General features: G+C 31.8%; 20 protein-coding genes. All 20 read left to right on the top strand.

The features are described 5' to 3' along the window. Nucleotides 1-35: 35 nt before the first annotated feature. On the top strand, nucleotides 36-2,147 hold the full coding sequence (gene topA, locus ACWJJT_RS03800) for a type I DNA topoisomerase (protein ID WP_462956107.1): 2,112 nt from the start codon (nucleotides 36-38) through the stop codon (nucleotides 2,145-2,147). Nucleotides 2,148-2,368: 221 nt separating this feature from the next. After that, nucleotides 2,369-3,145, top strand: a complete 777-nt coding sequence (codY, locus tag ACWJJT_RS03795; protein ID WP_462956736.1) for a GTP-sensing pleiotropic transcriptional regulator CodY — start codon at nucleotides 2,369-2,371, stop codon at nucleotides 3,143-3,145. Between the two features lie 232 nt (nucleotides 3,146-3,377). Beyond that, nucleotides 3,378-4,079 carry a 30S ribosomal protein S2 gene (gene rpsB, locus ACWJJT_RS03790; RefSeq protein WP_462956106.1) on the top strand — a complete coding sequence of 234 codons (702 nt, stop codon included), beginning with the start codon at nucleotides 3,378-3,380 and terminating at the stop codon, nucleotides 4,077-4,079. A 111-nt stretch (nucleotides 4,080-4,190) separates the two neighbouring features. Continuing rightward, nucleotides 4,191-5,111 carry a translation elongation factor Ts gene (gene tsf / locus ACWJJT_RS03785; RefSeq protein WP_462956105.1) on the top strand — a complete coding sequence of 307 codons (921 nt, stop codon included), beginning with the start codon at nucleotides 4,191-4,193 and terminating at the stop codon, nucleotides 5,109-5,111. A gap of 70 nt (nucleotides 5,112-5,181) precedes the next feature. After that, on the top strand, nucleotides 5,182-5,910 hold the full coding sequence (gene pyrH / locus ACWJJT_RS03780) for a UMP kinase (RefSeq protein WP_462956104.1): 729 nt from the start codon (nucleotides 5,182-5,184) through the stop codon (nucleotides 5,908-5,910). 15 nt (nucleotides 5,911-5,925) lie between these two features. Continuing rightward, entirely contained in the window at nucleotides 5,926-6,483 is a 558-nt protein-coding gene (gene frr / locus ACWJJT_RS03775; RefSeq protein WP_165412167.1) for a ribosome recycling factor, read from the top strand. Between the two features lie 144 nt (nucleotides 6,484-6,627). Then, nucleotides 6,628-7,332 carry an isoprenyl transferase gene (locus ACWJJT_RS03770; protein WP_462956735.1) on the top strand — a complete coding sequence of 235 codons (705 nt, stop codon included), beginning with the start codon at nucleotides 6,628-6,630 and terminating at the stop codon, nucleotides 7,330-7,332. A gap of 11 nt (nucleotides 7,333-7,343) precedes the next feature. Continuing rightward, entirely contained in the window at nucleotides 7,344-8,150 is an 807-nt protein-coding gene (locus ACWJJT_RS03765; RefSeq protein ID WP_462956103.1) for a phosphatidate cytidylyltransferase, read from the top strand. A 436-nt stretch (nucleotides 8,151-8,586) separates the two neighbouring features. Then, complete coding sequence (dxr, locus tag ACWJJT_RS03760) at nucleotides 8,587-9,747, top strand: 1-deoxy-D-xylulose-5-phosphate reductoisomerase (protein WP_462956102.1); 1,161 nt, start codon at nucleotides 8,587-8,589, stop codon at nucleotides 9,745-9,747. A gap of 14 nt (nucleotides 9,748-9,761) precedes the next feature. Continuing rightward, nucleotides 9,762-10,799 (top strand): RIP metalloprotease RseP, encoded by a 1,038-nt coding sequence (gene rseP, locus ACWJJT_RS03755; RefSeq protein ID WP_462956101.1) that lies wholly within the window; start codon nucleotides 9,762-9,764, stop codon nucleotides 10,797-10,799. 12 nt (nucleotides 10,800-10,811) lie between these two features. After that, nucleotides 10,812-11,861, top strand: a complete 1,050-nt coding sequence (ispG, locus tag ACWJJT_RS03750) for a flavodoxin-dependent (E)-4-hydroxy-3-methylbut-2-enyl-diphosphate synthase (RefSeq protein ID WP_462956100.1) — start codon at nucleotides 10,812-10,814, stop codon at nucleotides 11,859-11,861. A gap of 74 nt (nucleotides 11,862-11,935) precedes the next feature. Next, on the top strand, nucleotides 11,936-16,258 hold the full coding sequence (locus ACWJJT_RS03745; protein WP_462956099.1) for a PolC-type DNA polymerase III: 4,323 nt from the start codon (nucleotides 11,936-11,938) through the stop codon (nucleotides 16,256-16,258). A 203-nt stretch (nucleotides 16,259-16,461) separates the two neighbouring features. Next, a complete protein-coding gene (gene rimP, locus ACWJJT_RS03740; RefSeq protein ID WP_462956098.1) occupies nucleotides 16,462-16,920 on the top strand; it encodes a ribosome maturation factor RimP in 459 nt (152 codons plus the stop codon). Between the two features lie 13 nt (nucleotides 16,921-16,933). Then, nucleotides 16,934-18,046, top strand: a complete 1,113-nt coding sequence (gene nusA / locus ACWJJT_RS03735; protein ID WP_462956097.1) for a transcription termination factor NusA — start codon at nucleotides 16,934-16,936, stop codon at nucleotides 18,044-18,046. A gap of 11 nt (nucleotides 18,047-18,057) precedes the next feature. Beyond that, nucleotides 18,058-18,345 (top strand): RNase P modulator RnpM, encoded by a 288-nt coding sequence (rnpM, locus tag ACWJJT_RS03730; RefSeq protein WP_462956096.1) that lies wholly within the window; start codon nucleotides 18,058-18,060, stop codon nucleotides 18,343-18,345. Next, the gene (locus ACWJJT_RS03725; protein ID WP_187351404.1) at nucleotides 18,332-18,646 is read left to right on the top strand and encodes a ribosomal L7Ae/L30e/S12e/Gadd45 family protein; all 315 of its coding nucleotides are present in this window, start codon (nucleotides 18,332-18,334) and stop codon (nucleotides 18,644-18,646) included. Before rnpM ends, ACWJJT_RS03725 begins: the two co-directional genes overlap by 14 nt. 23 nt (nucleotides 18,647-18,669) lie before the next feature. Then, the gene (infB, locus tag ACWJJT_RS03720) at nucleotides 18,670-20,745 is read left to right on the top strand and encodes a translation initiation factor IF-2 (protein WP_462956095.1); all 2,076 of its coding nucleotides are present in this window, start codon (nucleotides 18,670-18,672) and stop codon (nucleotides 20,743-20,745) included. A gap of 21 nt (nucleotides 20,746-20,766) precedes the next feature. After that, nucleotides 20,767-21,174, top strand: coding sequence for a 30S ribosome-binding factor RbfA (rbfA, locus tag ACWJJT_RS03715; protein ID WP_462956094.1), 408 nt, complete (start codon nucleotides 20,767-20,769; stop codon nucleotides 21,172-21,174). After that, on the top strand, nucleotides 21,164-22,126 hold the full coding sequence (locus ACWJJT_RS03710) for a DHH family phosphoesterase (protein WP_462956734.1): 963 nt from the start codon (nucleotides 21,164-21,166) through the stop codon (nucleotides 22,124-22,126). Before rbfA ends, ACWJJT_RS03710 begins: the two co-directional genes overlap by 11 nt. Next, complete coding sequence (gene truB / locus ACWJJT_RS03705; protein WP_462956093.1) at nucleotides 22,123-22,992, top strand: tRNA pseudouridine(55) synthase TruB; 870 nt, start codon at nucleotides 22,123-22,125, stop codon at nucleotides 22,990-22,992. Before ACWJJT_RS03710 ends, truB begins: the two co-directional genes overlap by 4 nt. Nucleotides 22,993-22,999 lie beyond the last annotated feature (7 nt).

Below are 22,999 nucleotides of genomic sequence, written 5' to 3'. Positions count from 1 at the left end.
TAACTATATTAGAATACATTGATGGAGGGGATAAGATGGGACAAAAACTTGTTATAGTTGAGTCGCCGGCTAAAGCTAAAACTATAAAAAAATATTTAGGAAGTAGTTATGTAGTTGAGGCGTCCATGGGGCATGTTAGAGATTTGCCAAAAAGCCAATTGGGGGTTGACATAGAAAATAATTATGAACCTAAATATATAACTATCCGCGGTAAGGGAGAACTTCTTTCGAAACTAAGAAAAGAAGCAAAAAAAAGCGACAAGATTTATTTGGCAACAGATCCTGATAGGGAGGGTGAAGCTATAGCTTGGCATTTAGCAAAAGCCTTAAAAATAGATGAAAAAGATAAGTGTCGGATAGAATTCAATGAGATAACCAAAACAGCGGTTAAAAACGCTATAAAGTCGCCAAGGGTAATAAATGCGACGCTTGTGGATGCCCAACAAGCAAGGCGTATACTTGATAGATTGGTTGGATATGAAATTAGTCCTATACTTTGGAGAAAAGTTAAATGGGGACTTAGTGCAGGTCGAGTTCAATCAGTTACACTTAAAATAATCTGTGATAGACAAAAGGAAATAGAAAAATTTATAAGCAAAGAGTATTGGACTATAGAATGCGAGTTGTACAAAGACGGAGATTCTCAGAAATTAAATGTTAAATTAGCTTCTAAGGGTAAAGAAAAAGTTGAAATGAATTCTAAAGAAGAAAGTGATAATGTCATTAATGAACTTAAGGAAAAAGAATTCATTATAAGCAAAATAAAGAAATCATCGAAGACTAGAAAACCATTACCACCATTCATAACAAGTACATTGCAGCAAGATGCATATAGAAAACTTAATTTTGCAACTAAAAGAACTATGTCTATTGCGCAACAATTATATGAAGGTATGGAGATAGAAGGACATGGAACAGTGGGATTAATTACATATATGAGAACTGATTCTACTAGAATAGCTGAAGAAGCTCAAATAAATGCGAAAGAATTTATTGAGAGTAAGTATGGGGAGCAGTACTATCCGAGTACCCCTAGAATATACAAAAGTAAAAAAAACATACAAGATGCTCATGAAGCTGTTAGACCTTCTTATGTTGAAATAACGCCAGAGATAGCAAAAAAAACTCTTAAAGCCCCACAATACAAACTATATAAATTGATTTGGAATAGATATGTAGCAAGCCAAATGGAATCATGTTTACTAAATACCATATCTATTGATATAGTAAATGGAGACTATGTGTTTAAGGCATCGGGGTCTAAAGTATCCTTCGATGGATTCAGAAAAATTTATGATGAAGAGCCAGATGAAGAAGAAAATACTTTGAAAATTCCAGAATTGAATGAAGGAGACATTCTACAATGTGAAAAAACCGAAGGAAAGCAGCATTTTACTCAGCCACCTGCTAAATTTTCTGAGGCATCTCTTGTAAAAACATTAGAAGAAAATGGCATAGGAAGACCTAGTACTTATGCACCTATTATTACAACTCTTCTAAATAGAAAGTATGTAGAAAAAGACCAAAAGATTTTAGAAGTTACAGAAATAGGAAATATTGTGAATGACATTTTAAGTGAATACTTTAAACAGATAGTGGATATTGAATTTACAGCACAAATGGAGGATAATTTAGATTATATAGAACAAGGACAGGAAAAGTGGCAAAATATAGTTAGTGAATTTTTTACACCATTAAAAGAAGATATTGAAATTGCTGAAAAAGAGATAGCTAAAATCACAATAGAAGATGAAGTTACAGACGTAGAATGTGATAAATGTGGCAAGTTAATGGTAATAAAACATGGGAGATTTGGTGATTTCATGGCATGTCCTGGCTACCCAGAATGCAAAAACACAAAAGCAATTACTAAAGAACTAGAACTTCCATGCCCTAAATGTGGCGGGAAAATTTTAGAAAGAAGAAGTAAGAAAGGAACTAGATTTTTCGGATGCAGTAATTATCCAGAATGTGATTTTGTAAGCTGGTTTGAGCCTACCGAAATAAAATGTTCTGAGTGTGGTACATATATGTTAAAAAGATATAGTAAAACCAAAGGCGATTATATGGAATGTTCTAATAAAGAATGTAAACATAAGGAATACAAAGTCGAAGAAAATAGGGAAGAGAGCAGCGAGGAAAAGTAAAATTTATACAATAAGTTAAAAATTACTAGAACTTAATAAATATAATGTCGAAATTTAAAAAACACTGTTGATATAGCATGAATGTTGTGATAGTATTAAGTGGACAAGGAACGATTCTAAAAATTTGAAATATTTTGAACTTTACTTATGCTAAAGCAAGATAGATTTATGAATTGGATTAAATAATATAGATTGTGTTTATAACATAAATGAGGAGGAATATTGTGTCACTATTAGCTAAAACAAGAATGTTAAATAAAATATTGCAAAAATCAGGAACGGAGCCAGTAGTTTTTGATGATATTTGTAATCTGTTAAGCGATGTATTGCAATGTAATGTATATATTATTAGCAGAAAAGGAAAAATATTGGGTTATAATTTATCAAGCGGATTTGAATGTGAAATCGTAAAGGATGAAATTATAAAAAATATGAGATTTCCGGAAAATTACAATGACAGTTTGCTTAATGTCAACGAAACAAGGGCTAATCTTACGAATAAAAATATTTGTGTATTCCAAGATGATAGGGAATGCTCAATAGAAAATAAATTATCCACCATAGTGCCGATAAATGGTAACAGAGAGAGATTAGGTACTCTTTTACTTGCAAGATTTGATAAAGAGTTTACAGATGATGATTTAGTTTTAGTTGAATATAGTGCTACTATAGTTGGACTTGAGATTTTGAGAGCTAAAAATGATTTGATAGAAGAAGAAGAAAGGAAAAAAGCAGTAGTGCAACTTGCTATTGGAACACTATCTTATTCTGAACTAGAAGCTGTACAACATATTTTCAATGAATTAGACGGAATTGAAGGCTTGTTAGTAGCATCTAGAATAGCAGACAAAGTTGGAATAACAAGATCTGTTATTGTTAATGCACTCAGAAAATTTGAAAGTGCAGGAGTAATAGAATCAAGATCGCTTGGAATGAAGGGCACTCATATTAAAATATTAAATGAGAAGCTAATTGACGAGCTTAAAAAAATAAAATAATTTGAGGCAGAGCAATTTTGTTCTGCCTTAAATTGTTTTCAATTATTAAAATATAAATATATATGAAAAAAGTATTTCAATTTTATTAAAAAAAATATTGAATACATTATCACATTGTGATATACTATGTAGGTAAGAAAATACACACATTGCTTGATTATGGAAGGGTTCCGATATTTGGACTTCAATAAGATGATGGTGATGGAGGTAAAAACCAAGGAGGTTATTATTAATGGCAGTTATTTCAATGAAACAATTATTAGAGGCAGGTGTTCACTTCGGACATCAAACTAGAAGATGGAATCCTAAAATGGCACCATACATATTTACAGAAAGAAATGGTATATACATTATCGATTTACAAAAAACAGTTAGAAAAATCGATGATGCATATGATTTCATAAAATCTGTATCTGAAGAAGGTAAGGATGTTTTATTTGTAGGAACAAAAAAACAAGCTCAAGAAGCTATTAAATTTGAATCAGTAAGAGCAGGAATGCATTTTGTAAACAATAGATGGTTAGGTGGAATGTTAACAAACTTTAAAACAATTAAAACAAGAATACAAAGATTAGAAGAATTATTCAAAATGGAAGAAGATGGAATATTTGAAGTTCTTCCCAAAAAAGAAGTTAGTCACCTTCTAAATGAAAGAGAAAAACTAGAAAAGAATTTAGGCGGAATCAGAAGCATGGATGCAAATAAAATTGGAGCTCTATTTGTTGTAGATCCAAGAAAAGAAAAGAATGCGATTTCTGAAGCTAAAATTCTTGGAATTCCTGTAGTTGCAATAGTTGACACAAACTGTGATCCAGATGAAGTTGATTATGTAATTCCAGGTAATGATGATGCTATAAGAGCAGTTAAATTAATAACTGAAAGATTAGCTGATGCTATTATAGAAGGCAGACAAGGTGAACAATTAGCTGAATAATAGTAACTAGATTTATCTAATAATATAATTATTGATATAACAGTTGGGGGTAGGTGAAAGTTAATTCTTTCATTTACCTTTTAAATTAGATAGGAGTAGGAGGAAATAATAATGATTAGTGCAAGTATGGTTAAAGAGTTAAGAGAAAAAACTGGAGCCGGTATGATGGACTGTAAAAGGGCTCTAAGTGAAACAGAGGGTGATATAGAAAAAGCGGTTGAACTTTTAAGAGAAAAAGGTTTAGCAGCAGCTGCAAAGAAATCTGGAAGAATAGCTGCAGAAGGATTAGTAAACTCATATATTTCAGATGACATGAAAGTTGGATCTGTTGTAGAGGTTAATTGCGAAACGGATTTTGTTGCTGATAATGAAGATTTTGTTACTTTAGCGAAAAACATAACAATGCAAGCAGTACAAACTAATTCAACTACTATTGATGAATTAGTTTCTGAAAAATACATAGCTGATGAAGCAATTACTGTTACGGATGCCGTAACAGCTTTAATAGCAAAATTGGGCGAGAACATGTCTGTAAGAAGATTTCAAAAGTTTTCTATTGAAAATGGTATAGTTCAAAGCTATATTCACGGTGGCGGAAGAATAGGTGTTTTAGTAGAACTCGCTTGCGCAAAACAAGACGATGTATTAATTACGATTGCAAAAGATGTTGCAATGCAAATTGCAGCTACTAGTCCGTTATTCTTAGATAACACTTGTGTTGATAGTGAAACTTTAGAAAAAGAAAAAGAAATATACAGAGTACAAGCAATAAACGAAGGAAAACCAGAAAAAATCATTGAAAAAATGGTTATGGGTAGGGTAAATAAATATTATAAAGAAGTTTGCTTGCTTGAGCAAGTCTGGGTTAAAAATGCTGACTATACTATTAAAAAATATCTTCAAGAAGAATCTAAAAAACTTGGTGCTGACATAACTATAACAAGATATGTGAGATTTGAAAGAGGAGAAGGCATAGAAAAGAAGGAAGAAAACTTTGCTGAAGAAGTTCAAAGACAAGTACAGGGTAAATAACAATTAAAGAGAACACTACGTGTTCTCTTTTTTAAAATAAGTAATACTATAAATTGGAGGTATAATGTTTATGGAGGTTGCTAAATATAAAAGAGTTATGTTAAAAGTTTCAGGAGAAGCTTTAGCTGGTGAAAAAGGATTTGGAATAGACTTTGAAATTACAAATGAGATAGCACTTCAAATAAAAGAATTGGTTGAGTTAGGTGTTGAGATAGGCATAGTTGTTGGAGGCGGAAACATATGGCGTGGTAGAAGTGGTGAAGGCATGGACAGGACTACTGCAGATTATATGGGAATGATGGCAACTTGCATTAATGCATTAGCACTTCAAGACTCTTTGGAGAATATAGGCGTAAATACTAGAGTACAAACTGCCATTGAAATGAAGGCGGTAGCAGAACCATTTATAAGAAGAAGAGCTATGAGGCATTTAGAAAAAGGTAGAGTTGTTATATTTGCAGCTGGTACAGGCAATCCATATTTTTCAACAGATACAACAGCGGCACTTAGGGCGGCAGAAATAGAAGCTGAAGTAATTTTGCTTGCTAAAAAAGTAGATGGAGTTTACGATAAGGATCCTCATAAATATAAGGATGCAAAGAAGTTTGATAATCTTACATATCTAAATGTTCTTGAAAGAGGGCTACAAGTTATGGATTCTACGGCTACATCATTATGTATGGACAATAATATACCTATATTAGTTTTTGGACTAGATAATCCAGAAAATATAAAAAGAGCAATTTTAGGAGAAGAAATTGGTACTTTAGTATCAGATTGTACTAAAGAATCAATATAAAATGGAGGGAATTCTATGATTAAACAAATTATTAGTATTGCTGATGAAAAAATGAATAAAACTATTGCTGTTTTTAAACATGAGATTTCAGGTATGAAAGCAGGGAGAGCAAATGCTACAATGCTAGATAGGATTCATGTTGAATGTTATGGAAGTCTTATGCCATTAAATCAAATAGCAAACATTTCAGCACCGGAACCTAGAGTATTACTTATCCAGCCATGGGATAAATCTTCTATGAAAGATATAGAAAGAGCTATATTGAAATCCGATTTAGGATTAAACCCATCAAGTGATGGATCAGCAATTAGATTAATTATTCCTGAACTTACAGAAGAAACAAGAAAAGTTTTAATTAAAACTGTAAAGAAAACAGGAGAAGATGCTAAAGTAGCTATAAGATCTATCAGGCGAGATGCTAATGATAAAATTAAGGCTTTGAAAAAAAACACCGAAATTACTGAGGATGAAGCTAAAAAATCAGAAGATATCATCCAAAAAGAAACAGATAAATTTATTAAAGAAATAGATACATTAATAGAGGTTAAAGAAAAAGAAGTAATGGCCGTTTAATATATAATTTTAAATAGAACCTGCAGTTATGCAGGTTCTATTTAAGATTATAATATAACTAATAAAAAGGAGGGAATTTTATTGAAAAAATTATTCGCTTTTTTTAAAAAAAATAAAAATATAAGTAATAATATTGAGTTAGATATGTCGAGAATACCTGAACATATTGCAATTATAATGGACGGGAATGGTAGATGGGCTAAGGAGCGTAATTTGCCGAGAGCACTTGGACATAAGGCTGGAGTAGAAGCAATAAGAAGAATTGTAAAAGAGTGCAACAAATTAGGGGTTAAATATTTAACATTATACGCATTTTCAACTGAAAATTGGAATAGGCCTTTACAAGAAGTAGACGCTCTAATGAAATTATTAGTAGAATATTTAAAAAATGAGTTCGAGGAATTGAACGCCAATGATGTTGTTATCAATTCTATTGGTAACATATCAAAATTACCACAGATTTGCATAACAGAATTAAACTCTGCTTATGAAAGGACAAAAAATAATAAGGGGTTAATTTTAAATCTAGCTTTAAATTATGGAGGAAGAAACGAAATAGTAGATGCTGTAAAAGAAATTTGTTTAGATTTGACGAATAAAAAAATATATGAAGATGAAATAACTGAGGGCTTATTTTCAAAGTATTTGTATACAAAAGAAATGCCCGACCCAGACCTTATAATAAGACCTAGTGGGGAGTTAAGATTAAGTAATTTTTTACTATGGCAGAGTGCATACTCAGAACTTTGGTTTTCAGATGTTAATTGGCCAGATTTTCATGAGAAGCAATTGAAGTGTGCAATATTAAATTATCAAAAAAGAGACAGAAGATTTGGAAAGGTTAAATAGAGGAGAAAATTATGAATAATAGATATATAGGAGCACTGATGTTAGCTCCGTTAATAATATTTTTAATTTTAGGTGGAGAGTACTTAAAATATAGTGTAATGGTACTTTCGCTTTTTGGAATGTATGAGTTCTATAAAGTTTCTAGAAAAAAACACTATAAGCCAATTGGAATTATAGGATATATTTTATGTATAGTATATTACTTGAATATGAGCAAGGACTTTTCAGCAAGTTTTAATGTATATATTTTAATAGTAACAATTCTTTTACTATTATGTATTCCGGTGATTTATATAAAGTATAATTTTGTTGATGTGGCTCTCACTATATTCGGATTTTTATATGTGGCAGTATTTTTTAGTTTTATAGTGTTTATAAACAATAAAACCTACGGTCAATATTTAGTTTGGATTATATTTATTTGCTCGTGGGTCTGTGATACGTCAGCCTATTATTGTGGAAGATTTTTAGGTAAAGGTGGCAAACATAAGCTCTGCCCTAAAGTTAGCCCTAATAAAACAATTGAGGGCTCAATAGGAGGCCTTTTAGGCAGCACTATAGGGTGTACAATTTATGGCTATGTTATTTCAAAATATGGTGTACCTATTCAGTTATATCATTACGCTATAATTGGTGTTCTTTGTGGCAGTTTTGGACAACTTGGAGATTTAATTGCGTCATCTATAAAAAGATTTGTAGGAGCCAAAGATTACAGTAACCTTATTCCAGGACATGGTGGAGTTTTAGATCGGTTTGATAGTATTCTATTTGTGTCTGTGGTAGCATTTTATTATATTACATTTATATTAGTAATTTAAATTCATATATACTAAAGGTACAAGAAATTAATAGTGCACCTCCGCAGGAGATGATTTAATATACTTTAGTGATTAATAAAATCATATATTGAACAGAATGCAAATAAACAATTAGTTGTAAATTGGCATTGCTGGCAATATATGATTTTATTATTATGCAAAATTTTAAAATAATAATTGGGTTATATTTTGTATTAATATCTGCGTTGATTAATGAATATAATCAAAAGGAGTACTATATAATATATGCGAAATAATTACTCATGTATTTGTAAATATTACTAGTTACTTTATTTTAGAACATAAATATGTTATATTATATGCTGTAGAAGAATTGCTTACTAAAAAAAACAGGTAAATTTATAAGTGTGAAGTTAAAGGAAAAAATAAGATTTTGAAGTATAAATAACAGAATTACGTGAATGGAGAGAGTTACATGAAGAAGATTACTATTTTAGGAGTTACTGGGTCGATAGGAACTCAAACTTTAGATGTTATTCGAAATGATATTGATAATTTCACTATTGTGGGAATTTCTGCTAACACCAATTATGAGAAGATTATACCCATCATAGAAGAATTTAAGCCTAAATATGTTACCATGATGGACGAGGCGGCTTCATTAAAACTTAAAAAACATTGCATGCTAAAAAAATATTCAACAAAAATATTGCAGGGACTGGAAGGACTAAATTATATAAGTACACTACCCGAAGTTAATATTGTAGTAACCGCAGTTGTAGGTATGATAGGCTTAGTTCCCACTATGAAAGCAATTAATGCTGGTAAGGATATTGCCTTAGCTAATAAAGAGACACTAGTTGCAGCAGGGGGACTAGTAATGGAGGCTGCTAAAAAAAATCATGTCAATATTTTACCAGTTGATTCAGAACATGGTGCTATTTTTCAATGTTTACAGGGTAATAAGTCGGAATCTGTTAACAAAATAATAATAACCGCATCAGGTGGTCCGTTTAGAGGCAAAAATAAGCAACAATTAATAGAAATAAAACCGGAAGAGGCGCTTAAACATCCTAAATGGAAAATGGGTAAAAAAATATCCATTGACTCCTCAACGCTTATGAACAAAGGGCTAGAGGTTATAGAGGCACACTGGTTATTTGGTGTAGATTACGAAAATATACAAGTGGTAGTTCATCCTCAAAGTATAATACATTCCATGGTAGAATACATAGATGCAAGTGTAATAGCACAAATGAGTTCTGCTGACATGAGACTTCCTATTCAATATGCTATAAACTATCCTGAAAGAAATAATGCTGTTATCGATAAATTAGACTTTTATAATATGGGTAATTTAACTTTTGAAAAACCAGATATTGATACGTTCAAATGTCTTAAATTAGCCTATAAAGCAGGTAAAATGGGTGGAAATATGCCAGCTATTATGAATGCTGCTAATGAAGTAGCTGTTGAATTATTTTTGGATTATAAAATTAAGTATCTTATAATAGAAGATATTATAGAAAAATGCATGAATAAATTTGAGCATAATATTAATCCGGATTTAGAAGAAATTTTAGAAGTTGACTTAAAGGTAAGAGAATATGTAAGAAATTATTATGATAAAGATTAGGGAGGGAAATTATTATGAGTAATATTATAGCAAACATACCATACTTTATTATGGCTATATTAGCATTTAGTCTTTTGATTATAATACATGAATTAGGCCATTTTACTCTATGCAAGCTAAATGGAGTAAAAGTAAGCGAATTTTCTTTAGGGATGGGACCGAAAATTTTTGGAATTAAAGGAAAAGAAACGGAGTATTTGATTAAAGCATTTCCTGTTGGAGGATATGTTAAAATGGAAGGGGAAGATGGAGAAAGTAATGATCCGAGATCTTTCACAAATAAAACTCCTCTGCAAAAACTAAGTATAGTTTCTGCTGGTGCAATTATGAATATAATATTGGCAGTAGTTTTATTTGCTATGGTAGGTGCGTCTAAAGGATATATATTACCAATAATTGGGGAGCTGGTACCTAATAGTCCAGCCGTGAAAGCTGGGATACAAGTTGGAGATGAAATTACTAAGATTAATAAGACTAAAATAGATAGATGGGATCAAGTTCAAAATGAGATTTTTGTTTCTAAAGGTGAAAGTATGGATATTGAAATAGTCAGAAATTCAAAAGTAGAAAAAATCACACTTAAACCCATTAAGAGCGTGAAAGAAAAATTATTTTTTGTAGGGGTCTCTCCTTCTATGGTTGAGAAAAAAATGAACCCCGGCAAAGCTGTGGTTTATGGATTTGATCAAATTGGTAATACTGTAAAACAAATTTTTGAATTTTTCGGTAACGTATTCCACGGGAAAATTTCAGCAAATGATGTTGGAGGACCGATAAGCGTAATAAGATTTTCTGGAAAAGCGGCGCAAGCTGGAATTACAACCTTAATGTATTTTACTGCATTAATGAGTGTACAATTAGGAATATTCAATATAATACCTTTTCCAGCACTAGATGGAGGATGGATTTTTATGTTGTTATTTGAAATAATATCAGGTAAAAAATTAGATGATAATAAAGTTGCAACTATAAACTACATTGGATTTATGTTTTTAATGGCATTTATGGTGTTAGTAGTTATTAAGGATATAGTTAGTCCGCTAAAATTCTAGGAGATGAAGACTATGAGAGAGCGCAAAACGAAGAAGATTAGGGTTGGAAATGTATATATAGGTGGAGATTCATTGATAGCAGTACAGTCAATGACCAATACAGACACAAGAGATGTAGAAGCTACAGTAAATCAAATTCTTCAGCTAGAAAAGGTAGGGTGTGACATTGTAAGATGCGCAGTGCCAGATATGCAAGCGGCTGAGGCTGTTAAGAACATAGTGAAAAGAATTCACATACCACTTGTGGCAGATATTCATTTTGACTATAGGCTAGCTTTAAAATCTATTGAGAACGGGATATCCAAATTAAGAATTAATCCAGGTAATATTGGAAGCCGCGATAAAATAAAATTAGTCGCAGAAGCAGCTAAAGAGAAAGGCATTCCCATTAGAATTGGTGTGAATTCAGGATCACTAGAAAAAGATATTCTTGAAAAGTATGGTCATGTATGCGCGCAGGCACTAGTTGAAAGTGCGTTAAGACATGTTAAAATACTTGAAAGTTTTAATTTTTATGACATAGTTATTTCTATAAAATCCTCAGATGTGGTCATGATGATTGAAAGTTACAAATTATTATCAGATAAAGTAGATTATCCACTACACCTCGGTGTTACTGAGGCTGGAACTACATGGAGAGGGACAATAAAATCAAGTATAGGTATCGGGGCGCTTTTAGCTGAGGGGATTGGAGATACTATAAGGGTGTCACTAACCGGGGATGTAGTAGACGAGGTTAAAGTCGGCATAGAAATCCTGAAATCCTTAGGTTATATAGATGATGGAATTAAATTTGTATCATGCCCGACGTGTGGTAGAACTCAAATTAATCTTATTAAAATTGCAAATGAAGTAGAAAAAAGATTAGAATGTTGCAATAAGAACATAAAGATTGCAATAATGGGATGTATCGTTAATGGCCCCGGTGAAGCAAGAGAAGCTGATATTGGCATAGCTGGAGGTAACGGAGTTGGTCTCATATTTAAAAAAGGTGAAATAATTAAAACCGTTAAAGAAGAAGAGTTAGTGGAAGAACTTATTCGCGAGATAGATAAATTATAGGCACATTCAAATTTATTTTAACGACCCAGGAGATAGTTTCATGTGCCTAAAATGTCTTATCAGGAGGAATATTAATGAATGTAAATTTAGCTGAAATGCTGAAAAATGATTTTGATTTAAATAAAGAAACATTAGCAGATGATATTAAGGTATTGAGAGTTCAATACCTTAAAAAAAGCAATAAATTAAGGGTGCTAATCAAATCTTTAGAGGATATAGATGATAATAAAAAGCTACTAATCAAAAATATTATTTCAAAACGAGTAGGTAGTTTTGAGGATATACAGTTAATTTGCTACAAAGATGTGTCAAATGCCACTATAGAAGATATAAAAGATAAGTTTTGGGTAGATGTTGTAAATGTAATAGCTACATCACAGCCGTCAAGTAAGGATAGTTTACTTAAATCTTCTAGAATAATTGAAAACGGCACTCTAAAGATTCAGTGTGGGAATGATTTTATGTGCAAAATTTTAAGAGATAAGAACATAGAGATTCTTATAAAAGATACTATAAACGATATGTTTGGAGTTAGTTCATTAGTGAAATTGGAACATAACAGCAAACTTTCTAAAGAAGATTATTTTGGTAAAAAGGAAAAAGAAAATGAAGTTATTATAAAAGAAATTATTAAAAATATTAATATAGAAAAGAAGGATAAACCTCAAAGTAATAATCAAAATAATGACAAAACAAATAAGTTTAGCAAACCGGGCTACAGAAAAGATGAAGCAGCGGATGCAAACACTATAATGGGAAGAAATATAAAAAGTGAGAGCATAGCAATGGAAGAGATAGATGAAGCCTCAGGAATAGTCTGTGTCTGTGGAGATATCTTTAAAATAAAAATAATTGAAACAAAAACGGGTAGGATAATCATTACATTCTATATTACAGATTATTCAAGTTCAATTACAGTGAAATGTTTTCCAAAGCCTAAAGATGTAGAAAAGATAATGGACGAAATTAAAGTGGGACTTTTCTGTAAGGTGCGAGGAGAAGCAAGTTATGATACTTACGCAAAAGAAGTTGTTGTAATGGCTAGGGATATAATTAAACTTAAGAAAATAGAAAGAATGGATACGGCTCAGGAGAAAAGAGTTGAACTTCATTTGCATACACAAATGAGTGCAATGGATGGGATAAGCCCTGCGTCTAAACTTGTGGAAAGAGCGGCTAAATGGGGGCACTGCGCAGTAGCGATAACTGACCATGGTGTAGTACAAGCTTTTCCAGAAGCTATGGATGCAGCTAAAAAGAATAAAATAAAGGTTATATATGGTGTAGAGGGCTATTTAGTAGACGATGGAGTGCCAATTGTTATTAATAGTAAAAATGAAAATATAGATGATTGTTTTGTAGTTTTTGATTTAGAAACAACAGGGCTTTCTAGTGAAAATGATAGAATTACTGAAATTGGTGCAGTTAAAGTTGAAAATGGGAAAATAGTAGATAGATTTAATGAATTTGTAAATCCGGGGATAGACATACCTTATAAAATTACTGAACTAACTGGGATCACAAATGATATGGTTGCAGGATCTGCTTCTATTGAAGAAGTGCTTCCTAATTTTTTACAGTTTACATGTGGTAGCGTAGTGGTAGCCCATAATGCTGACTTCGATACATCTTTTATCAAAAAAAATTCAGAGAGGTTGAATTTGAAGTTTGAAAATGCAATTATGGATACAATTCCTTTAGCTAAATATTTACTTCCAGACCTTAAAACATTTAAGCTAAATGTAGTAGCTAAGCATTTGGGCATCTCCCTGGAGAACCATCATAGAGCTGTAGATGATGCTAAAGCCACAGCACAAATATTATTACATTGTTTTGGTTTACTTAAAGAAAATAACATTTTTGACTTAGATACTTTAAACAAACAGTTTTTAGGTGACTTTAATATAAAAAAGGCAAATACTTATCATGTGATTATTTTGGCAAAAAATCAAGTAGGTCTTAAAAATCTTTACAAGCTTATTTCAGCTTCGAATTTAGAACATTTTCATAGAAGACCTAGGCTTCCTAAAACTTTAATTGAGAAGTATAGAGATGGTCTTATAGTAGGATCAGCCTGCGAAGCTGGGCAAGTGTATAAGGAGGTTCTACATGGAAAATCGGAAGAAGATATTAGGAAGATTGTGAAGTTCTATGATTATTTAGAAATACAACCTCTACTAAATAATAAATTCATGATTAAAAATGGCACAGTAAAAGATGAAAGTGAATTAATGGATATTAATAGAAAAATATGTGCTATAGGAGAAAAAAATAATTTGCCTGTAGTTGCTACAGGTGATGTACATTTTTTAGAAGCTTCTGATGAAGTTTTCAGAAAAATTTTAATGGCTGGCAAAGGTTTTTCAGATGCAGATGATCAACCGCCACTATATTTTAAAACTACTAATGAAATGTTAAAAGAATTTTCATATTTAGGTGAAAAAAAATGCAGAGAAGTTGTAATTGGTAATCCTAATAAAATTGCTGAAATGGTAGAAGTTATAAAACCAATACCAGATGGAACTTATACCCCTAAAATAGAAGGTGCAGAAGAGGACATCCGCAAGATGACATCAGATAAAGTTCATTCAATATATGGGGATCCCTTACCAGAGGTAGTTGAAAAAAGGTTGGAGAAGGAATTAAACTCTATTATAAATAATGGATATGCTGTACTTTACTTAATAGCTGAAAAATTAGTAGCTAAATCACTTGCTGACGGTTATTTAGTAGGGTCGCGAGGCTCAGTTGGATCTTCTTTTGCAGCTAATATGTCTAATATAACTGAAGTAAATGGGCTTCCACCTCATTATGTATGTCCTGATTGTAAAAAGAGCGAGTTCTTTTTAGATGGATCTATTGGTTCGGGTGCTGATTTACCTGATAAAGAGTGCCCAAATTGTGGTGCACTATATAAAAAAGATGGTCATGATATTCCATTTGAAACTTTTTTAGGGTTTGAAGGAGATAAAGAGCCAGATATAGATTTGAATTTCTCAGGTGAAAATCAAGCAGATATACATAGGTATACAGAGGTGTTGTTTGGAAAGGGGCATACCTTTAAGGCTGGGACAATTGGAACAATTGCTGACAAGACTGCTTATGGTTATGTGAAAAAATATTTAGTTGAAAAAAACGCTATGGTCCCTCAAGCTGAAATAGAACGACTTGTGCTAGGATGTACTGGTGTTAAGAGAACCTCAGGGCAACATCCAGGTGGAATAATGGTTGTTCCAAGTGACAATGATATATATAATTTTTGCCCAGTACAACACCCTGCTGACGATCCAAATTCAGATATCATTACAACACATTTTGATTATCATTCCATAAGTGGAAGGCTATTAAAGCTGGATATTCTTGGACATGATGATCCTACAATGCTTAAAATGCTTCAAGATTTAACTGGACTCGACCCTATAACTATTCCACTATCGGATCCGAGTGTAATAAGTTTATTTACATCTCCTGCGGCACTGGGGCTCACCATTAAAGAATTGGGCTGTGAAGTAGGAAGTTACGGTGTTCCAGAATTTGGTACAAAGTTTGTTAGACAAATGCTTTTAGATACACAACCTAAATCTTTTTCAGACTTGGTTAGAATTTCTGGACTCTCTCATGGTACTGACGTATGGATTAATAATGCACAATATTATATTAAAGAAGGATTTACTACACTTAAAGATTGTATTTCTACAAGAGATGATATAATGGTTTATCTAATGCAGAAAAATCTTGAACCTAAGACGGCTTTTACTATCATGGAGAAAGTACGAAAAGGTAAAGGGCTTACGGAAGACGATGAGCAAGTAATGAGAGAGCATGACGTGCCAGATTGGTATATAGGATCATGTAAAAAGATAAAGTACATGTTTCCTAAAGGACATGCAGTTGCATATGTAATGATGGCGGTAAGAATAGCATATTATAAGGTTTATTACCCAAAGGAATACTATGCTACTTTCTTTACTATAAGAGCAGATGACTTTGATGCTAATTTGATTGTAAAAGGTGAGAGTGCTATAAGTGCTAAAATGCATGAACTAACAGCTCTGGGTAAGGACATAGGTATGAAAGAAAAAGGGCTTCTTACAGCTCTTGAGTTATCTTTTGAAATGTATAAAAGAGGGATAAAATTATTAAATGTAGATCTTTATAAGTCTGAGGCAGTTAAATTTATAATTGAAGATGACGCAATAAGGCCTCCACTAAGCGGGCTTGAAGGTGTAGGTGAAAATGCCGCTAAAAGCATAGTTTTGGAAAGACCTGAAGGGGAGTTTATATCAAAAGAAGATTTGAGAATTCGTTGCAAGGTTTCCAAAACAGTTATTGAATCCTTAGATAACCATGGGTGTTTAAAAGAACTACCTGATACAAATCAGTTGTCGTTTTTTTAGCTAAATGTAATTAACCCTTGAAATAGCAAATTTTATATGATAGAATAATATATATTAGTTACCGTTGGTAATTTTATCTCAAGAGAGTAGGCTCGTCCTACTCTCTATTTATTGAAACGCAACTCATGGTTGCGTTTTAATTATAAAATTACGATTAATTATGTAATAATTGTAGAAAATTTTAATAAAAGGAGGGTGTTAAAATGAAAAATGCCTTGTTGCAAAAACTTAGAAAAATAATTCAACCAATAGCAGAAAAAAATAGTTGCGAATTATATCATTTGGAGTATGTAAAAGAATCAGGAGAAAATTTCTTGAGGATTTATATAGATAGGTCTAATGGGATATCTTTAGAAGATTGTGAAAAAACAAGTAGAGCTGTAAGTGATATATTAGATGTAGAAGATCTAATAACTGATAGTTACTGTTTAGAAGTCTCCTCTCCAGGAATTGAGAGGATTTTATATGATGATAATCATCTGAAAAAATATATAGGCCAGAACGTATTAATTAATTTAAATAGTCTATATGAGGGAACAAAAAAATTTGAAGGCAATTTATTAGGATTTTCGGATGTGCAAATAGAAATTGAATATGATGGGAATAATATATCTATTCCGAAAGAAAAGATTTCCATTGTGAGTTTGAAACCGGTGCTGTAAGGAGGAAGTTAAAATGAATCAGGAATTTATTGAAGCATTGAGAGAAATTGTAGAACAAAAAGGAATCAGTGAAGATTTACTTTTTGAAACTATTGAGGATGCATTAGTTGCAGCATATAAGAAGAATTTCGCTACTCTATCTAATAGTAACCAAAGTGTAAAAGTGTCAATGAATAGAGAAACAGGTGAAATACATATTTATGGTCAAAAAACAGTTGTAGAAGAAGTATTTGAGGATGCCACTGAAATATCACTAGAAGGAGCTAAAGAATATAGCCCTAAATATCAAATTGATGATACTGTTGATATTGAGGTTACTCCAAGAAAATTTGGAAGAATAGCTGCACAAGCTGCAAAACAAGTAGTTATTCAAAGAATTAAAGAGGCTGAAAGAAATATAATTTATAATGAATTTATAACCAAAGAATTTGATATTATTACAGGAAGTGTTATAAGAAAAGATAGAGGAAATGTATTTATAGATTTAGGTAAAATTGAAGCTGTGCTTGGAGCTAACGAACAAATGCCTGGCGAGGAATATAATTTTAATGAAAAGTTGAAACTATATATTGTTGAGGTTAAAAATACTACTAAAGGTGCTCAAGTAGGAGTATCAAGAACGCATCCAGGTCTTGTAAAACGATTATTTGAATTAGAGGTGCCAGAAGTTTTTGGTGGAGTGGTTGAAATAAAAAGTATTTCAAGAGAAGCAGGATCAAGAACTAAGATTGCGGTATATTCAAATGATGAGAATGTTGATGCTATGGGAGCTTGTGTTGGGCCAAAAGGTATCAGAGTTCAAAACATAGTTAATGAATTAAGAAATGAAAAAATTGATATTATTAAGTGGAGCAAGAAATCTGAAGAGTACATTTCAAATGCGCTAAGCCCTGCAAAAGTATTGAATGTAGTAGTTGAAGAAGTTTCTAAATCTGCAAAAGTTATAGTTGAAGATAATCAATTATCATTAGCTATTGGAAAAGAAGGTCAAAATGTTAGATTGGCAGCGAGATTGACGGGTTGGAAAATTGATATAAAAAGTAGAACACAAGCTCAATATAACATGGAAGATATTGAAATTATTGAAAATGAAAATAAAGTAATTGAAACCATTACTGAAGAGTAGGTGATAGCTTTATGAAAGTAAAAAAAATACCTCAGCGCATGTGCACAGGTTGTATGGAAATGAAATGCAAAAAAGAATTATTACGCATAGTTCAGAGCAAAGAAGGTGAAATTTCTATAGACTTAACAGGAAAAAAGCCAGGTAGAGGCGCATATGTTTGTAAGAATATGGAATGCTTTGAAAAATCTTTTAAAACAAAAAGATTAGAGCGAAACTTAGGTGGAAAAATAAGTGAAGAAATTTATGGTAAACTAAGGGATAAGATAAATTACGAGGATGAGGTAAATCATGAACAATAAATTTTTCCAATTTTTGGGTTTAACTAAAAAGGCAGGCAAACTTATTGAAGGTTACAATCAATGTGAGGATGCACTATCGCACGGGAGAGGGACCCTCATAATTTTGTCAGAAGAAAGTGCTACCAATACTAAAGATAAATTTAGAAGATTAGCTATTAAAAGGGTTATACCTCTTATAGAAGGAATATCCAATGAGACTTTAGGCAAGTGCTTAGGTAGAGCAGAGATCAATGTTTTGTGCGTAAATGACAAAAAAATGAGTAATAAGCTATTAAGCTTATGGAATGAAAATGATGAATAAATTAAATTTCGGGGGTGAATGATTTGGCAAAAGTCAGAATATATGAATTAGCAAAAGAGTTAGAAGTGTCAAGTAAAGAATTAATTAATGTACTATTAGAAGAGTTTAGTATAAAGGCCAAAAATCATATGAGTGTGATTGAGGAAGAAGATGCTGAGTTAATAAAGGAACTTTATAGTGATGAAAATTCAGGACTTAAGGATAATAAAAATGAAACAGTGGAACACTATGAAAACTTAGCTAATGAAGATGCTAATAAAGTTGTTATTAGAAAAAGAGGTAGAAAAGGTAGAGACGAATTAGGAAGCGGAAACAATGCTGTTGAAGCAATAGATGATGAAGTTGTAGTAATCAAAAGTACTATTACAGTTAAAGACTTAGCTGATACGTTAAAAAGACCCTATGTAGAAGTAATAAAACAACTTATTTTTATAGGTGTTATGGCTGGAATGAATCAAGAAATTGATTTCGCTACAGCTGAAAAAGTAATAGAAAAATATGGTGCACTTGCTGTACTAAAAGATGAAGAAGAAGGAAAAATTGCTGATGAAGAAGACTTCGGAAATGTTGAAGTTGAAATAGATACAGACAAAAAACCAGCAGTTGTTACAGTTATGGGTCATGTTGATCACGGCAAGACATCGCTACTTGACTGTATTAGGAAAGCTAAAGTTACAGAAACAGAAGCGGGCGGAATAACACAGCATATAGGTGCATATACTGTCGATATTAATGGTGAAAAAATTACATTTTTAGATACACCTGGTCACGAAGCTTTCACAGCAATGAGAGCAAGAGGTGCCCAAATAACAGATATAGTTATACTTGTCGTAGCTGCAGATGATGGTATTATGCCGCAAACTCAAGAAGCCATAAATCACTGTAAAGCGGCTAAAGTACCAATGATAGTAGCTATAAACAAGATAGATAGGCCAGGAGCTAATGTTGATAAAGTTAAGCAAGAATTAACAGAGCATGGACTTGTAGCAGAAGATTGGGGCGGAGACACAATTTGTGTTCCAGTATCAGCTCATACTAAAGAGGGTATAGATACTTTGCTTGAAATGGTAGTGATTACAGCAGAAATGTTAGAGCTAAAAGCAAATCCTAGTAGACTTGCAAAAGGGACTGTAGTAGAAGCTAAACTTGACAAAGGTCGCGGACCACTTGCTACTTTACTCGTGCAAAATGGTACACTAAAAGCTGGAGATTCTATAATAGTTGGTTCAACTTATGGAAGAATAAGAGCAATGTTTGATGATAAGGGTAACAAAATAAAGACAGCAGGACCTTCTATACCAGTAGAAATACTTGGATTATCTGAAGTTCCAGCAGCTGGAGATAGATTTAATGTAGTTAAAGATGAGAAAACTGCAAGAAACATGGCTGAAACTAGAAAAACAAATTTAAGAGAAGAACATTTTGAATCTAGTAATAGAGTTTCCATGGAAAATCTATATAGCCAAATACAAGAAGGATCTGTAAAAGAACTTGGCGTAATTGTTAAAGCTGATGTTCAAGGATCTGTAGAAGCTGTAAGACAATCTCTCGAAAAATTATCTACTGATAATGTTAAAGTAAGGGTTATCCATTCTGGAGTTGGCGCTATTACAGAAACAGATGTTGTACTTGCAGCAGCTTCAAACGCAATAATTATAGGGTTTAATGTAAGACCAGATAATAATGCTTCTTTAATTGGTGAGAAAGAAAATGTAGAAATTAAAACCTATAGAATAATTTATGACGCTCTTGATGATATAAAGGATGCAATGGTTGGAATGCTCGATCCTGTATATAAAGAAGTAGTCTTAGGTAGAGTTGAAATAAGACAAATATATAAAGTTTCAAGTGTAGGAACAATAGCAGGGTCTTATGTATTGAACGGTAAAATCACGAGAAACAGTAGTGTACGAGTACTTAGAAATGGAATAGTAATTACTGAATCAACTTTAGCTTCCTTAAAAAGATTTAAAGATGATGCAAAAGAGGTCGCTGCTGGATTTGAATGTGGGTTAAGTGTAGAAAAATTCAATGATATTAAAGAAGGCGACATTATTGAAGCATTCATAATGGAAGAAGTTAAACCAAAATTAATATAAGTATAAGGAGTAGTGAATTGTATGGTTAGTTATAGAAATGGTAGAATAAATGAAGAAATTAAAAAAGATGTAAGCAATACAATTCAAAACAAAATAAAGGATCCAAGATTAAGTGCTATGGTAAGTGTAACAAAAGTAGACACAACAAAAGACCTAAGCTATACAAAAATTTATGTTAGTATATTTGGTGACAAAAATGCTAAGAAAGAAACACTTCAAGCACTTAAAAGTTCAACTAGCCTCATTAGAAAAGAAATAGGGAGTCATGTTAAGTTAAGACATGTTCCTCAGGTTATTATAGAGGTAGATGAAACTATAGATCGTGCAATACATTTAGAAGGCATTTTTAATCAAATAAAAGAAAAAACTCAGAATAATGAAGAGATAAATGAGGAAGATGGCAACGAAAAAGATAACAATGAAGATTAATGATGTTGTTACCAGAATTAAGTTATTCAAAAAAATTGCTATAACTTTTCATACTTCGCCAGATGGTGATTCAATTGGTAGCGCATTAGCGCTGCTTATTGGTCTTAGAAAATTAAACAAGGAAGTATATATAATTTCAAAAGAAGTAATTCCGCAAACTTTTTCATTTTTGCCTTGCTCTGATGAAATTAATGGTAAAACAAGTCAGCCGTTGAAAGATACGCAATGTGTAATAGTGTTAGATTGTGGTGATTTTAAAAGAATTAATGCTGATTTATGTATGCAAAACAAAAAAAATGAATTAATAAATATAGATCACCATTTATCTAATGATTTATATGGAGATTTAAATTTTGTCGATACAAAATCTTCTGCAGTGGGAGAAATTGTATACGAAGTTCTTAGACTTCTTCATATAGAATTAGACAAAGGAATAGCTGCATGTTTGTATACTTCCTTACTTACTGATACAGGCTGCTTTAGACATTCGAATACCACAGCAGTAACTCATGGTATCGCTGGTGAACTTATTAATACAGGTATAGATTTCAGTAACATCCATAGAAAAATTTTTGAAAATAAGAAATTTGAAAAGATAAAGTTTTATGGAGAAATTATTAGTGATATGACAGTAGAACTCAATGGTAAAGTCTGTATTATGCATATATCTAAAAATGTACTTGGAAAATTCAATTTGGCATCCACGGATACATCAGATGTTATTACTTTTGGTGATTCAATAGATACCGTTGAAGTTACTATTCTTATAATAGAAGCTGAGAAAGGTGTTAAAGTAAGTTTAAGATCTAAGTCTTTAGTAGATGTTAGTAAAATTGCAGAAGGTTTTAGTGGTGGAGGTCATATTAGAGCTTCAGGTTTTTATGCAGAAGCAAATTTTGATGATACTAAAGTTAAATTAATAGAAATTTTAGAAAAAGAGTTGATGAAATGAATGGTATATTAAATGTATTTAAACCTACCGGAATTACTTCTTTTGATGTAGTACGTAAAATAAGAAAAATCAGCAATGTAAAAAAAGTAGGCCACGCTGGCACTCTAGATCCTGAGGCTAGCGGGGTTTTACCTGTTTGTATAGGAAAAGCAACGAAGGCTATTGACTATATAATGGGTGACTTTAAAATTTATGAAGCTGAATTAAAGTTGGGAGTTATTACAGATACTTATGATAGAGAAGGTAAAATTCTTAGTGAAAGTGAAGTTAATGCAACCGAAGAAGAAATTATTCGCGCTATTAATTCATTTATAGGTGAAATAAAACAAATTCCTCCTATGTACTCAGCTCTAAAGGTTAATGGGAAAAAACTTTATGAATTGGCAAGGTCTGGAATAGAAATAGAGAGAGAAGCAAGGACTTTAGTAATTTATGATATAGATATTATTGATATAAAAACACCTTACGTAAAGTTTAGGGTTAAATGCTCTAAGGGTACATATATTAGAAGTCTGTGTTATGATATTGGACAATTATTAAAATGTGGTGGTATGATGTGGAATTTACAAAGAATTGCTACAGGGCCATTTCATATTGAAGATGCTATAAATATTGAAGATTTAAACGAGGAAAACATAAACAAACATGTTATGCCTATAGAAAAGATTTTTCAAAACAATAGTAAAATTACCATAGAAGATAGATTTGTTAAATTCTTATTAAATGGTGTTGTAGTAAAAGATAAAGCACTAACTCGCAAATTTGAAGTTGATATAATATATAATATATATAATAAAGATAATGACTTTATTGGAATTGCACATAGAAGTAATGATAGTGTTAAGCTAATAAAATCATTTATATAGGAGTATA

It is taken from the genome of Clostridium sp. CM041 (assembly GCF_055081035.1).
The sequence above is the reverse complement of the archived record's forward strand: the minus strand, read 5'-3'. Positions and strand labels throughout refer to the sequence as shown.